This window comes from Kitasatospora sp. NPDC057940 (genome assembly GCF_042887425.1).
Taxonomy (GTDB): Bacteria; Actinomycetota; Actinomycetes; order Streptomycetales; family Streptomycetaceae; genus Kitasatospora.
Genome location: NZ_JBHVPH010000025.1, coordinates 46,594 through 60,629, shown reverse-complemented (window position 1 = coordinate 60,629; position 14,036 = coordinate 46,594). Strand labels below are relative to the sequence as shown.

Genomic DNA, 14,036 nt, shown 5'->3' with positions numbered 1-14,036 from the left:
CCGAGTTCTAGTTCCGGGGGCTGAGCGCCCCGGTGGCTGAGGGGCCGGACCGCATCGCGCGGTCCGGCCCCTTTTGCATGCTGCCTCTCCTGAGCCCTGCCCCTTGTGCGGTGTGCCGCGATGGACTAAACCTCTATCCCATCTGGTCCAGACCAATTGACGCTCATTCAGAGAACAGGTCCGGTATGCCCACTCGCGCCTCAGCCCTGCTCGCCGCCGCCACCGTCGCCGCGCTGCTCGCCGCCCCCGCCTCCGCCACCGCCGCCGACGGCGGGCACGGCCCCAAGCTGAAGGGCCAGCGGGTCGGCTACTTCACCCAGTGGGGCGCCGACAGCTCCGCCAAGCGCGTCCAGGACTCCGGCCAGGCCGGGAAGCTCACCGTCGTCAACTACGCCTTCGGCAACGTCTCCGCCGACGGCACCTGCTTCGAGACCAACGACGCCGGCCAGGGCGACGCCCACAACGACTACCAGCGCGCCTTCTCCGCCGCCGACTCGGTCGACGGCGTGGCCGACGCCCCCGGCCAGAAGCTGAAGGGCCACTTCAACCAGCTGCGCAAGCTCAAGGCGAAGAACCCGCAGCTGCGCACGGTCATCTCGCTCGGCGGCTGGAGCTGGTCCAAGTACTTCTCCGACGCGGCCGCCACCGACGCCGCGCGCAAGAAGTTCGTCTCCTCCTGCATCGACCTCTACCTCAGGGGCGACGTGCCGGTCCTGCCCGGCTCCCCGGAGGGCGGCGCCGGCGCCGCCGCGGGCGTCTTCGACGGCATCGACATCGACTGGGAGTACCCGGGCGGCGGCGGGGACCCGGGCAACGTGGTCCGCCCCGAGGACGGGCGCAACTTCACCCTGCTGATGCAGGAGTTCCGCCGCCAGCTCGACGACTTCGGCAAGAAGGGCGGAAAGGAGGGCGGCAAGAAGGGCGACAAGGGCAGGCACTACCTGCTGACCGCCGCCGTCGCCGCCAACGAGACCGTCGCCGACCGGCTCGAACTGCCCGAGCTGAGCGAGTCGGTGGACTGGCTCAACCTGATGACCTACGACCTGCACGGCCCCTGGGAGGGCAAGGGCCCGGCCAACCACCAGGCCAACCTCTACTCCGACCCGGCCGACCCGGACGCCCGCCGGCGCAGCGCCGACACGGCCGTCGACCACTACCAGGAGCGCGGCCTGCCCGCCGAGCAGCTCGTGCTCGGCGCCCCGCTGTACGGCCACGGCTGGACGGGCGTCGCGCCCGGCAAGCGCGGCGGCCTCTACCAGAGCGCCACCGCCGCCGCCCCCGACCTCTCCTACCGGGAGGTCAACGCGCTGCCCGGCAAGGTGTACGTGGACCGCGACCACGGCGCGTCCTGGAAGTACGACGGCACCACCTTCTACAGCTACGACACCGCCGAGGTGCTCACCCAGAAGGCGCGGTACGCGCGCTGGAACGACCTGGGCGGCGTGATGGTCTGGTCGCTGGACGGCGACGACGCCCAGGGCAGCGCGATCGCCGCCCTGGACCGCGGCCTGCGCCGCGACTGACGCGCCGACGCGAAGGGGCCCGCCGTGTCCGCACGGCGGGCCCCTTCGCGGCTGGGTCAGGCCCGGTCGCAGGCCTGTGCCCGCAGCGCGCGGGCCAGGTCGTCGCGGCACTCCAGGACCAGGCGGCGCAGCGCCGGCGCGGCCTGCGGGTGGCCGTCCAGCCAGGCGTCGGCCTCGGCCAGGGTCTGCTCGCTGGTCTGCGCGCGCGGGAAGAACCCGCTGACGATCCGCATCGCGATCTCGATGGTCCGCTCGGCCCAGACCCGCTCCAGCAGCTTGAAGTAGGGCGCCGCGTAGAGCGCGGTCAGGTCGCGGTGGGCGGGCAGCGCGAAGCCCGCGATCTCGGCCTCGACGAGGGCGTTCGGCAGTTCCTCGGAGTCGACCACGGCCGACCAGGCGGCGGCCTTGGCCTCCGCGGTGGGCCGGGCGGCCAGGCACTGGGTGTACTGGCGCTTGCCGCTGGCGGTGTTGTCGGCGGCCAGCTCTCCGGCCAGTTCCTCGTCGCCGGCCTGGCCGGCGGCGGCCAGTGCCAGCCACAGCGACCAGCGCAGCTCCTGGTCGACCTCCAGGCCGTCGATCCGGGCGCTGCCGGCCAGCAGGCCGCGGACCAGGCCGAGGTGCTCGGCGCCGCCAGCGGTCTGGGCGAGGAAGCGGGCCCAGGCCAGCTGGTGGTCGCTGCCGGGGACGGCCTCGCGCAGTTCGCGCAGGGCGCCGTCGGCCAGCTGCCGGCCGCCCTCGCCGCGCCAGGCCGGGTCGGCGTACAGGTCGACGGCGGTCTTGGCCTGGGCGTGCAGCGACTGCAGCACGCCGATGTTGCCCTCCTGGCCGGCGAAGCGCAGCACCAGGGCGACGTAGTCGCGGGCCGGCATCAGGCCGTCCCGGGTGAGGTTCCAGACGGCGGACCAGGCGAGTGCCCGGGCCAGCTCGTCGTGGATGTCGCCGAGGCCGGTGCGCAGCGTCTCCAGGGACTCGGAGTCGAAGCGGACCTTGCAGTAGGTCAGGTCGTCGTCGTTGAGCAGCACCAGCGCGGGGCGGGGGCGGCCGGCGGCCTCGGTGACGACGGTGCGGTTGCCGGTGACGTCGAGCTCGATCCGCTCGGTGCGCACCAGGGAGCCGTCGGCGTCCCGGTCGTAGAGGCCGATCGCGATCCGGTGCGGGCGCAGCACCGCCCCGTCCTGGAGGACGGCGAGTTCGGTGATCCGGCCCTCGGCGTCGGTGGTCACCTGCGGGGTGAGCGAGTCGACCCCGGCGGTCTGCAGCCAGGCGGCGGCCCAGGCCTTGAGGTCGCGGCCGCTGGTCTCCTCCAGGACGTCCAGCAGGTCGCCGAGTTCGGTGTTGCCGAAGGCGTGGCGCTTGAAGTAGCGGCGGGCGCCCTCGAAGAAGGCCTCGGAGCCGACGTACGCGACCAGCTGCTTGAGGACGGCGGCGCCCTTGGCGTAGGTGATGCCGTCGAAGTTGAGCTTGGCGTCCTCGAGGTCGCGGATGTCGGCGGTGATCGGGTGGGTGGTGGGGAGCTGGTCCTGCCGGTAGGCCCAGGCCTTGCGCTGGTTGGCGAAGGTGACCCAGGCGGAGGAGTACCGGGTGCGGGCGCCGATCAGGCCGTAGGAGCCCATGAAGTCGGCGAAGGACTCCTTCAGCCACAGGTCGTCCCACCAGCGCATGGTGACCAGGTCGCCGAACCACATGTGCGCCATCTCGTGCAGGATGACGTTGGCGCGGCCCTCGTAGGCGGCGTCGGTGACCTTCGAGCGGAAGACGAACTCCTCGCGGAAGGTGACGCAGCCGGGGTTCTCCATGGCGCCGATGTTGTACTCGGGGACGAACGCCTGGTCGTACTTGCCGAAGGGGTACGGGTAGTCGAACTCCTCGTGGAAGAAGTCGAGTCCGAGCTTGGTGACGCCGAGGATCTCGTCCGCGTCGAAGTACTGGGCGAGGGACTTGCGGCACATCGCGGAGAGCGGGATCTCCAGGGTGGTGCCGTCGGCGAGTTCGCGGCTGTAGTGGTCGCGGGCGACGTGGTAGGGGCCGGCCACGACGGCGGTGAGGTAGCTGGAGATCGGCTGGGTCGGCGCGAACTCCCAGGTGCGGGCGGCGCCTTCCTCGGTGACCTTGTCGTGGACGGCGTTGGACCAGACGTCCCAGGCGGCGGGGGCGGTGACGGTGAAGCCGAACGGGGCCTTCAGGTCGGGCTGTTCGAAGGTCGCGAAGACCCGGCGGGCGTCGGCCGGCTCGTAGTGGGTGTAGAGGTACGTCTCGCCGTCCACCGGGTCGGTGAAGCGGTGCAGGCCCTCGCCGGTGCGGCTGTAGGCGCAGTCCGCCTCGACGGTGAGGACGTTCTCGGCGGCGAGGCCGTCGACGTGCACCCGGGCGCCGTCGTAGGCGGTGGCCGGGTCGAGCGCGCGGCCGTTGAGGGTGACGGCGTGGACGGCGGGGGCGAGCAGGTCGAGGAAGGTGTCGGCGCCGGGCCGGGAGCAGCGGAACGTGACGGTGGTGGTGGAGCGGAAGGTGGCGGCGGCCGGATCGGGGGCGGAGGTCACGTCCAGCCGGACCTGGTAGCCCTCCACGGCCAGGATGCTGGCCCGCTGCTGCGCTTCGTCGCGGCTCAGGTTCTTGCCCGGCACGGCGGTACTCCTTTGTCCGGCTCGCACGGTGGTGCGTCTGTGGGTGGTGCGGTCTCGGCGCGCGGTGTGCCGCGCCCCGCAGGGGCATCCTTTCACGCCCTCCCTCGCCGGTACCATTGCACAGGCCGTCCCGGCGGGGCCGGAATCAGCGGCGGCGGGCGGGTGTTGACGGGTCGGGGTGGCGCGCCTGCCTGCCTCGTCATCACCTCACGAAGGACGACAGCCGTGACGACTGCCGCTGAGCGCAAGACCGCCGACTTCTGGTTCGACCCGGCCTGCCCGTGGGCGTGGATGACGTCCCGCTGGCTGATCGAGGTGCAGCAGTTGCGTCCGGTGGACGTGAACTGGCACGTGATGAGCCTGTCGGTGCTGAACGAGGACCGCGACCTCCCGGAGAACTACCGCGAGCTGCTGGACAACGCCTGGGGCGCGGTGCGGGTGTGCATCGCGGCCGCCCAGGAGCACGGCGACGAGGTGCTGGGCCGGCTCTACACCGAGCTGGGCCTGCGCTTCCACAACCAGGGCCTGCCGCAGAACCGGGAGACGGTCGAGGCGGCGCTGGTGGCCGCCGGGCTTCCCGTGGGGCTGGCGGACGCGGCCGACACGGACGCGTACGACGAGGCCCTGCGCGCCTCGCACAAGGAGGGCATCACCCTGGTCGGCGAGGACGTCGGCACCCCGGTGATCGCGGTGGAGGGCGCGGACGGCGAGCGGGTCGCCTTCTTCGGCCCGGTGGTCACCCCGGCCCCGAAGGGCGAGGCCGCGGCCCGGCTCTGGGACGGCACCCTGCTGGTGGCCTCCACCCCGGGCTTCTACGAGATCAAGCGGACCCGTACGGCGGGCCCGTCGTTCGAGTAGCGCGGGGCGCGCGAAGGGCCCGGTACCGCAGCAGGCGGTACCGGGCCCTTCGCGCGTGCCGGGGTCAGCGGGCGGCGGCCGCGTCCCGCCGCTGCTTGACCAGGCCGGCGGCGCTCAGCAGCGCGACCAGCACCCCGGCCGCGTACAGCTGCTGCCGGTTGCCCTCGGTGGTGGTCATCAGGGCGAGGATGCCGGTCACGGCGGCCATCGCGATCCAGGTCAGGTACGGGTAGCCCCACATCTTCACGGTGAGCAGTTCGGGCGCCTCGCGCTCCAGCCGGCGGCGCATCCGCAGCTGGACCAGGCAGATGAACAGCCAGACGACCAGGATGGCCACGCCGGTGGTGTTCATCAGCCAGGTGAAGACGGTCTCCGGCCAGAACTTGGCGGCCAGCACGGCGCCGAAGCCGAACAGGCAGGAGGCCAGCACGGCCCGGCGCGGCACCCCGCCGGAGACCTTGGCCAGCGCCCGGGGGCCCTGGCCGCGGCCGACCAGCGAGTACGCCATCCGGGAGGCGCCGTAGATGTTGGCGTTCATAGCGGAGAGCAGCGCGATCAGCACCACCACCTCCATGATCGTCCCGGCGCCGGTCACCCCGAGGTGCCGCAGCACGGTGACGTACGGGCCGTCGGCGACCACCGCCGGGTCCTTCCAGGAGACCAGGGTGACGACCAGGGCCATCGAGCCGATGTAGAAGATCGCGATCCGCCACACCGCCGTGCGCACCGCGTTGGCGACGTTCTTGCGGGGGTCGTCGGACTCGGCGGCGGCGATGGTGACGGTCTCCAGCCCGCCGTAGGCGAAGACCGAGGCGAGCAGGCCGACGATCAGCCCGCTGACCCCGGTGGGCAGGAAGCCGCCCTGGCCGGTCAGGTTGGTCGCACCGGGGGCGCCGGGGCCGATCACCCCGGCGATGCCGAGGCCGCCGAGGACCAGGAAGGCGAGGATCGCGGCGACCTTGATGGCGGCGAACCAGAACTCGAACTCGCCGAAGTTCTTCACCGCGGTCAGGTTGCTGGCGCAGAAGAAGACCATGAACAGGCCGACCCAGACCCAGGAGGAGACGCCCGGCACCCAGCCGTTGACGATCTTCCCGGCGGCGGTGGCCTCGGCGGCGACGCCGCAGCACAGCATCACCCAGTACATCCAGCCGGCCGTGATCCCGGCCCAGGGGCCGATCTCCTTCTCGGCGTGCACCGAGAACGATCCGGAGGCGGGGCGGGCGGCCGACATCTCCCCGAGCATCCGCATGATCAGCATGACCAGCAGGCCGGAGAGGGTGAACGCCAGGATGATCGCCGGACCGGCGGCCGCGATGCCGGCGCCGGAGCCGACGAACAGGCCCGCGCCGATCACCCCGCCCAGCGCGATCATCGACAGGTGGCGCTGCTTGAGGCCGTGCGCGAGCTGCTGGCCGGTGGCCGGGGCACCGTCGGCGTCGGTGGTCCCGGACGCCTTGGGCGCGGAGGTGGGGGCCATAGGGCTGGATCCAGACTGTGCGGAATGCGGCATGAGCTGTCCAATATCCGGCGACACCTCTGTTCATGCCAAGAACTGGGACCCCGGGCCCACCATGCGGACCACGCGGTGACCAAGCGGGTGCGGCCGGTGACGCAGCGTCGATATGGGCCGGAATGGGCCGGTTCCGACAACGGTCGGGGGCGGTGCTTTGTCCGAAACCGTGGCGGTGGCGTAGTGGATCACCACGTAGGTTCACAGGTGTTCACTCACCTGAGCACCCCACAGGAGACCCCCGATGGCCACTGCCACCACCCCGATACCGCGCCGCGCCGTCCTCGCCGACCTGCTGCCCGCCGCCACCACCCGCCTCGGCGCCCAGGCCCGCGACCTGGCCCTGGTGGCCGGCGGCGCCGCCCTGACCGGCGTGGCCGCCCAGCTGTCGGTGAACATCCCCGGCTCGCCGGTGCCCGTCACCGGCCAGACCTTCGCCGCCCTGCTGGTCGGCACCGCGCTCGGAGCCCGCCGCGGCATCGCCTCGCTCGCCCTCTACCTGCTGGCCGGCCTGGCGGGGATGCCCTGGTTCGCCGAGGGCACCTCCGGCTGGACGATGCCCTCGCTCGGCTACGTGCTCGGCTTCGTCCTGGCGGCCGGCCTGACCGGCGAGCTGGCCCGCCGCGGCGCCGACCGGAGCCCGGTGAACACCGCCGTCACCATGGTCCTCGGCAGCCTCGCCATCTACGCGGTCGGCGTCCCGTACCTGGCCCTGTCGCTGCACGTCCCGCTCGCCCGGGCGGCCGAGCTCGGCCTCTACCCGTACCTGGTCGGCGACGCCCTGAAGGCCGTCCTCGCCGCCGGGGCCCTGCCGCTGGTCTGGAAGCTCGCCGCGAAGCGGTGAGCCCCCTGCCGGGCCCGGGCGCACGCGCATGCCACACTCATGGCATGCGCGTGTACCTGGGCTCAGACCATGCCGGATACGAACTGAAGAACCACCTCGTGGAGTGGCTCAAGGAGGCCGGCCACGAGCCGGTCGACTGCGGGCCGCACATCTACGACGCCGAGGACGACTACCCGCCGTTCTGCCTGCGCGCCGCCGAGCGCACCGCCGCCGACCCGGAGGCGCTGGGCGTCGTCATCGGCGGCTCGGGCAACGGTGAGGCGATCGCCGCCAACAAGGTCAAGGGCGTGCGGGCGGCACTGGCCTGGAGCGAGCAGACCGCCGGGCTCGGCCGCGAGCACAACAACGCCAACGTGATCTCCGTCGGCGGCCGCATGCACACGCTGGAGGAGGCCACCAAGTTCGTCGAGGTCTTCCTCAACACCCCCTACAGCGGCGAGCCCCGGCACACCCGCCGGATCGAGATGCTGACCGAGTACGAGACCACCGGCGAGCTCCCGCCGATCCCGGCCCACCACCCGCAGGGCTGATCCCTCCCCCCGTCCACCCTCCGTCGGCCGGCCGCACGCTCCACGCGGCCGGCCGCCGCCGTTCCCGGGCCCGTACGGCTGTGTCATCGGCCACAGGGCCGGGCGCGCCGGCGCCGGTACGCGCGGGGCGCGTGCGCCGCCCGCGTGGTTCGTACGCCCAACCGGCGCACGCCTCCTGACGCCGCGCCCGCCGTCGCGGCAATCGGCCGAAACCGGCTGACGGGCCCGCGCCACGGCACACCCGCTCGCGTCCGGCCCGTCGACGCCGGGCGGTGCCCGTGGATAGGGTCGGGCCCCATGGCTGGCAGACCGCCGGGCGCACCGCCCCAGACGACTGCGACGAGGCCCGGCGCCGTCACGGCGTCCGGACCCGTGACGGCCCGGTTGCGCAGGAGGCTCCGCCGGGTCCGCCGAAGGCTGCGCACGGCCGGTGTCGACTACTTCCGCGGCGGCGCCGCCGACTGGCCGGTGCTCTGCGCGCTCGCCCTGCTCGTCCCGCTGCTGATCCTGCTCAACATCTGGGCCCCCGCCTGGGCCCCGCCCACCGCGCTGGTCCTGCCGATCCTGGCCGGCGCGCTGCTGCTGCGCCCCGGCAGCCTGGTGGTGCTGTACGCGCTGGCGGCGCTCGGCCTGTCCGCCGAGTCGGTGATCCACACCGGCCAGCGGGTGGCCAGCGAGAACCCCGAGGCCTACATCTACGGCGTCACCCCGGGCGCGGCCCTGGTGGTCGGGGCCGCCGGGGTGGGCGGCCTGCTGCTGGCCCAGTTCCGGGCCAGGGTCGGTGTGCCCTGGTGGGGCGGCTCGACCATGCTGTTCGACCTGCGCGAGCGGCTGCGGGTGCAGAGCCGGGTGCCGGAGCTGCCGGACGGCTGGCACGCCGACATGGCGCTGCGCCCGGCCGGCGGGCAGTCCTTCTCCGGGGACTTCGTGGTCGCCGCCCGCACCGGCCCGGGCCAGCGGCTGCTGGAGGTGGTCCTCGCGGACGTCTCCGGCAAGGGCATGGACGCCGGCTCCCGCGCGCTGCTGCTCTCCGGCGCCTTCGGCGGCCTGGTGGGCTCGCTGCCCGCGCACGACTTCCTGCCCGCCGCCAACGGCTACCTGCTGCGCCAGTCCTGGGAGGAGGGCTTCGCGACCGCCGTCCACCTGGTGCTGGACCTGGACACCGGCGAGTACGAGCTGCTGTCGGCCGGGCACCTGCCGGGGATGCAGCGGCTGGCGGGCGCCGGGCGCTGGGAGGTCAAGGAGGCCGAGGGCCCGCTGCTCGGGATCTACGACGGCGCGAAGTTCGACGGCGTGCGCGGCCGGCTGAACCGCGGCGACGTGCTGATGCTGTGCACCGACGGCATGGTCGAGGAGCCGGGCCGGGACCTCTCCGAGGGGATGGACCGGCTGATGGGGGAGGCGGACCGGCTGGTGCCCGGCAGCGGTCCGGGCGCGGGGGCCGGCGCGGCGTCCGCGCTGATCGAGACGGTGGCCCGGGACATCAACGACGACCGCGCGGTCCTGCTGCTCTGGCGCGACTGACGCCCCCTCGGCCAGGCCGTCCGTCACCGGACGGACCGGCACATGCCGCGGGCACGTGCTGTCAAGCCGGGCAGCCGATCTTCGGCCAAATCGGCCGCCCCGTCGGCTGACCGGACCTGCGGCTTCCGTTACCCGCCCCCGGCCGCCTTCCGGCCGCTCAGCGCCGCCCCGGCGACGATTCGTCAGAACGGCTCCGCTATCGTCCCGGTCGGCGGAAACTCGTCTCGCATCGCAGGATATCGGCGTTGGGCTGACTGTCAGACCTTTACGCAATCGGCACGGTCGACCACACTGAGTCCGGGCGGGACTGTTCAGGATTCGGGGGATGGGGGGCGTCACGTGCGGCACGGCAGACAACGTTCGACCGCGCCGGGCTCCCTCGCCGGTGGTGTGCCGGTCGATCCGCGATTCCGCCTCGGGACCGTCGGACAGGCCGGGGTCCGGCTTCGCAGGTGCCGCCGGGCGGCGGCACCACGCTATGAAACGAGGAAGTGAGTCCGGGTGGCACTCTCCGTCTCCGCGCTGGTCCTGTTCGCAATCCTGTGCATCATCTTCATCCGCAACAAGCAGTTGAAGATCGCGCACGGCATCATCGCCGCCCTGTTCGGCTTCATGCTGCACGAGACCACGGTCGCGGGCTCGATCAACTCCCTGCTGGCGAACCTCGCCCACAGCATCTCGGGCATTACCGGCGGCTGACCCGGCCGGGCCGTCCGCGAGCCCCGCGAGGGGATCACCGGCCGGCCCGTCTGGCCTCCCGCCAGCGGGCGAACAGCCCCCGGGGGCGGGCCGCCGCCCGGGCGGGGGCGCGCATCGGCGCGGGTGCCGCGGCACCCGCCGCGGCGGTCTGCCCCGACGCCGTCGGCTCGGCCGTCAACAGCACGAACAGCCGTGCCCAGCACAGCCGTTCGCCCCGCGGCCAGTCCATCGCGCGCAGCGCCGCCGACGCGGCCTCCGACACCTCGCCGTCGACCCGGACCTCGGCGACGTCGTCGCCCGCCTTCCCGCCCAGGAAGAGCTTCACCCCGACCGGCCCCGGCCCGGCCAGCTGCGGCCGCAGCGCGGGCGCGAGCGCGGGCAGCACCCGGTGCTCGGCGAGCCAGCCCGCCAGGTGCTCGTTGCCGAAGCCGAAGACCGCCGCCGGCCCCTGGACGGCGTGCCAGCCGGGGAGTTCCGCGTGGTCCGCGTGGTCGGCGTGCACGCCGCGCCCGTCCGTCAGCTCGGCCAGCACCGAGGCGGTGGTGGTCGCCCACATCTTCACCGCGTTGGCGAGCTTCTCCTCCTCGGTCTTGCCGAGGCCGGCCGCGCAGTCCCACACCACCGGGGCGTCCGCCCGGCCCAGGTGCAGCACGTAGCCGAGGTCGACGTGGCCGGCGCCGTCGTCCCCGGGGTGCTCGCGCACCGCCACCGCCGTCGTCCCCGGGCCGCGCACCACCTCGCCGTCGGCGGTGAACTCCTGCCCGAGGCGTGCCATCTCCCGGACGACACAGCGCTGTATGACGGCCAGCCGCTCCTGGGGACGCACCGGGACTCCTCCACCTCGGAGCGCGGCGGGTGAGCTCCCGCTCGAACTGCGCTCGAACGCCGCCGAGGCTATCGGCCCGGCAGCCAGGCGGGAAACCGTCCGGCCTCCCCGGTTCTCCGGTCGCGGAAATGTCTGGAATGCACCAGTTTGGGAAGCGGAATCGCCCCGTGGCCGCCGGCCGGGGCCCTGCCGCCCGCCTGGAGAGCCCGCATGACCCGCGCCACCACGCCCCCTCCGCTGCCCCTGACGGCTCCTCCGGCGCCCCTTCCGCCCCTCCTGGCGGGCCCGGACGGCTCCGGCCTGGCCGCCGAGATCGAGGCCTACCTCGCCTCGCTGCCCGCCCCCGCGCGCCACCCGGTGCCGTACGTCTGCCCCCACGGCACCGCCGTGCGGCCGTGGTCCGCCGGCCACCCGGCGCCCCGGGCCACCCTGCTCGACCGGGCGCTGCGCCGACCGCCCCGCCCGGTGCCGGTCAGCGCCGCCGACCACCTGCGGCTCGCCTCCCGCTACATCGGCGCCCACGGCTGGCTGCAGGGCGCGATGTGGGACGCGGGCGGCCGGGTCTGCCTGCTCGGCGCCCAGGCCGCCGTCCTCGCGCACGGCTACGGCACCCCGGCCACCGTGCGCACCGCCCGGGTCCAGCTGATGGAGGTGCTGCACGCGACCGGCCGCCCGGCGCGCTCCCCGGACGAGTACAACGACCGGCCCGCCACCCGGGAGTCCGACGTCCACCGGCTGCTCGACCGGGCCGCCGCCCGGGCCGCCCGGCTCGGACTCTGAACCGGCCCCCGCGGGGCCGGGAGGGCCGCCCGGAAACGCCGACGGCCCCGGTGCGTGGAGACGCACCGGGGCCGGGCCGATGAGCGGGCGACGAGAATCGAACTCGCGTGACTAGTTTGGAAGACTAGGGCTCTACCATTGAGCTACGCCCGCGCGATCCCCCGGTCGTTGCCGGCCGGAAGTTCGGGGGACAGCGTACCTGGTCCGGCCGCTTCCGTGCACACCGGATTCCTCGCGCGCTCCCTCGGACCGCCCCCGAATATGTCGGCGAGCCGCCAGGGCCCGACGTGTACGCTTCCTCTCGGCACCACGGGGTGTGGCGCAGTTTGGTAGCGCGTCCGCTTTGGGAGCGGAAGGCCGTCGGTTCGAATCCGGTCACCCCGACAGTGCGGCAGGGTCTCGTCCACCGTGGCGGGGCCCTGTTCTGTTCGGGCCCGACGGTGGCGCCTGGCGTCCGCCTTTCGTGGTACCGGTAGGATGGGGCGCTGGCGGTAGTCCCTGCGGTCTCAACCCAGGTCAACCGCACGAGGGCGAGGAGTCACTCTCACCGTCCACCCCCCCACGGGAGATGCAGCTCCAACCCTTCATCGCCCGTCTCGCCCGACCCACTCGCACGGCTTCGGCCGGCGGCCGGGAACGGCGGAGGCAACCTGACCGCAAGCCCATAGGAGACCTAACCGTGAAGAGCGCCGTCGAGACTCTGAACCCGACCCGGGTTCGACTCACCGTCGAGGTGCCCTTCGAGGAGCTCAAGCCCAGCCTCGACGCGGCGTACAAGAAGATCAACCAGCAGGTCACGGTTCCGGGCTTCCGCAAGGGCAAGATCCCGGCTCGCGTCATCGACCAGCGTTTCGGCCGCGGTGCCGTGCTGGAGGAGGCCGTCAACGACGCCCTGCCGCGCTTCTACACGCAGGCCGTCGACGAGGGCAAGATCGAGGTCCTCGGCCAGCCCGACATCACCAACATCGAGGGTGTCGAGAAGATCGCCGATGGCGGTGACCTGAAGTTCACCGCCGAGGTGGACATCCGTCCGGAGATCACCCTTCCGGACTTCGCCTCCATCGAGGTGACCGTCGACCCGATCGTCGTCTCCGACGAGGACATCGAGAAGTCCCTGGAGCAGCTGCGCGAGCGCTTCTCCTCGGTCAAGGACGTCGAGCGCGCCGCGGCCGCCGGCGACATCGTGGTCGTGGACCTGATCGCCAAGGTCGACGGTGAGGTGCCGGAGGACGGCACCGCCAACGGCGTCAGCTACGAGATCGGCTCGGGCCGCCTGATCGACGGCATCGACGACGCCGTGACCGGCCTGGAGGCCGGTGGCACCGCCACCTTCTCCACCGAGCTCAAGGGTGGCACCCAGGCGGGCCAGACCTCCGAGGTCACCGTCACCGTCACCGCCGTCCAGGAGAAGGAGCTGCCCGAGCTGGACGACGAGTTCGCCCAGCTGGCCAGCGAGTTCGACACCCTGGAGGCCCTGCGCGACGACTCCCGCAAGCGCCTGGAGCGCATGAAGGAGTACGACCAGGCCACCCAGGCCCAGGAGAAGGTGCTGGACGCCCTGCTCGGCCTGGTCGAGATCGAGTTCCCGGAGAAGCTCCTCAAGGACGAGGTCGAGACCCGCAAGCACAACCTGGAGCACCACCAGCTCCAGCCGATGGGCCTCGACATCGACAGCTACCTGGAGACCCAGGGCAAGACCCGCGAGGAGTGGGACGCCGAGATCGAGGAGCAGGCGAAGAAGGGCATCAAGACCCAGTTCGTCCTGGACCAGATCGTCGCCGACGAAGAGCTGGGTGTTAACCAGGAGGAGCTGACCGAGCACCTCATCCGCCGCGCCGCCGGCTCGGGTCTCACCCCGGACCAGTTCGCGCAGCAGGTCGTCCAGGGTGGCCAGGTGCCGCTGCTGGTCGGCGAGGTCGCCCGCGGCAAGGCGCTGGCCACCGTGGTCGAGGCCGCCAAGGTCGTCGACACCGAGGGCAACGAGGTCAACTTCGACGACGAGGACGAGACGGCCGAGACCGTCGAGGCCCCCGCCGCCGAGGAGACCGCCGCCGAGGAGAAGACCGAGGCCTGAGTGCCCCGGTAACCCCTGAGGTCTGCGACGGGCCCGGACGCCGTACGGTGTCCGGGCCCGTCGTCGTCCCCCGGGGCGGGCCCGACCCTGCGCTCACAGCGAACAGTTCTGCGTGAGGGATTCTGCGGCCCGGCCTGCGCGTTAGGGTCCTTGGACAGCACCAATCACACCGTGATACCCGGAAGCTGTGCGACACCGTGACGGCCGTGGAGCGACCGTCCAAATCGACTGAGCAGGTGGCTAA

Annotated in this window: 11 protein-coding genes and 2 tRNA genes; 9 read left to right on the top strand and 4 right to left on the bottom strand. The window is 72.8% G+C overall.

Going from position 1 to position 14,036, the window contains the following annotated elements; all coding sequences use genetic code 11:
* Positions 1 to 185: 185 nt before the first annotated feature.
* Positions 186 to 1,523, top strand: a complete 1,338-nt coding sequence (locus tag ACFVTF_RS29765) for a glycoside hydrolase family 18 protein (protein ID WP_387817450.1) — start codon at positions 186 to 188, stop codon at positions 1,521 to 1,523.
* Positions 1,524 to 1,579: 56 nt separating this feature from the next.
* On the opposite strand, the gene pepN is transcribed toward ACFVTF_RS29765, so the two are convergent.
* Complete coding sequence (pepN, locus tag ACFVTF_RS29760; RefSeq protein ID WP_387817449.1) at positions 1,580 to 4,144, bottom strand: aminopeptidase N; 2,565 nt, start codon at positions 4,142 to 4,144, stop codon at positions 1,580 to 1,582.
* Between the two features lie 225 nt (positions 4,145 to 4,369).
* Between pepN and ACFVTF_RS29755 the strand changes: the two genes are divergently transcribed.
* Positions 4,370 to 5,002, top strand: a complete 633-nt coding sequence (locus ACFVTF_RS29755) for a disulfide bond formation protein DsbA (RefSeq protein ID WP_371516944.1) — start codon at positions 4,370 to 4,372, stop codon at positions 5,000 to 5,002.
* Positions 5,003 to 5,066: 64 nt separating this feature from the next.
* Here the strand turns inward: ACFVTF_RS29755 and ACFVTF_RS29750 are convergent, their stop codons facing one another.
* Positions 5,067 to 6,482: an amino acid permease gene (locus ACFVTF_RS29750; protein ID WP_387817448.1), complete on the bottom strand. Its 1,416-nt coding sequence runs from the start codon at positions 6,480 to 6,482 to the stop codon at positions 5,067 to 5,069.
* A 277-nt stretch (positions 6,483 to 6,759) separates the two neighbouring features.
* On the opposite strand from ACFVTF_RS29750, the gene ACFVTF_RS29745 reads away from it, so the two are divergent.
* From ACFVTF_RS29745 to ACFVTF_RS29730, 4 genes are all read left to right on the top strand, one after another.
* Positions 6,760 to 7,359, top strand: a complete 600-nt coding sequence (locus ACFVTF_RS29745) for a biotin transporter BioY (protein WP_350886174.1) — start codon at positions 6,760 to 6,762, stop codon at positions 7,357 to 7,359.
* Between the two features lie 44 nt (positions 7,360 to 7,403).
* Positions 7,404 to 7,889, top strand: coding sequence for a ribose-5-phosphate isomerase (locus ACFVTF_RS29740; protein WP_387817447.1), 486 nt, complete (start codon positions 7,404 to 7,406; stop codon positions 7,887 to 7,889).
* A gap of 384 nt (positions 7,890 to 8,273) precedes the next feature.
* Positions 8,274 to 9,413: a PP2C family protein-serine/threonine phosphatase gene (locus ACFVTF_RS29735; protein WP_371516941.1), complete on the top strand. Its 1,140-nt coding sequence runs from the start codon at positions 8,274 to 8,276 to the stop codon at positions 9,411 to 9,413.
* Between the two features lie 501 nt (positions 9,414 to 9,914).
* Positions 9,915 to 10,112, top strand: coding sequence for a hypothetical protein (locus ACFVTF_RS29730; RefSeq protein ID WP_063347574.1), 198 nt, complete (start codon positions 9,915 to 9,917; stop codon positions 10,110 to 10,112).
* Positions 10,113 to 10,146: 34 nt separating this feature from the next.
* Here ACFVTF_RS29730 and ACFVTF_RS29725 read toward each other — a convergent pair whose 3' ends face one another.
* Positions 10,147 to 10,938, bottom strand: coding sequence for a DUF6348 family protein (locus ACFVTF_RS29725; RefSeq protein WP_387817446.1), 792 nt, complete (start codon positions 10,936 to 10,938; stop codon positions 10,147 to 10,149).
* A gap of 210 nt (positions 10,939 to 11,148) precedes the next feature.
* Here ACFVTF_RS29725 and ACFVTF_RS29720 point away from each other — a divergent pair, with 210 nt between their 5' ends.
* Entirely contained in the window at positions 11,149 to 11,718 is a 570-nt protein-coding gene (locus tag ACFVTF_RS29720) for a hypothetical protein (RefSeq protein ID WP_371516939.1), read from the top strand.
* A gap of 82 nt (positions 11,719 to 11,800) precedes the next feature.
* On the opposite strand, the gene ACFVTF_RS29715 is transcribed toward ACFVTF_RS29720, so the two are convergent.
* Positions 11,801 to 11,871, bottom strand: a tRNA-Gly gene (locus ACFVTF_RS29715).
* 157 nt (positions 11,872 to 12,028) lie between these two features.
* Here ACFVTF_RS29715 and ACFVTF_RS29710 point away from each other — a divergent pair.
* Together ACFVTF_RS29710 and tig are read left to right on the top strand one after the other, a co-directional pair.
* Positions 12,029 to 12,102: transfer RNA gene (locus ACFVTF_RS29710), tRNA-Pro, on the top strand.
* A 295-nt stretch (positions 12,103 to 12,397) separates the two neighbouring features.
* Positions 12,398 to 13,792, top strand: a complete 1,395-nt coding sequence (gene tig / locus ACFVTF_RS29705) for a trigger factor (RefSeq protein ID WP_350886166.1) — start codon at positions 12,398 to 12,400, stop codon at positions 13,790 to 13,792.
* The last annotated feature ends 244 nt before the right edge of the window (positions 13,793 to 14,036 follow it).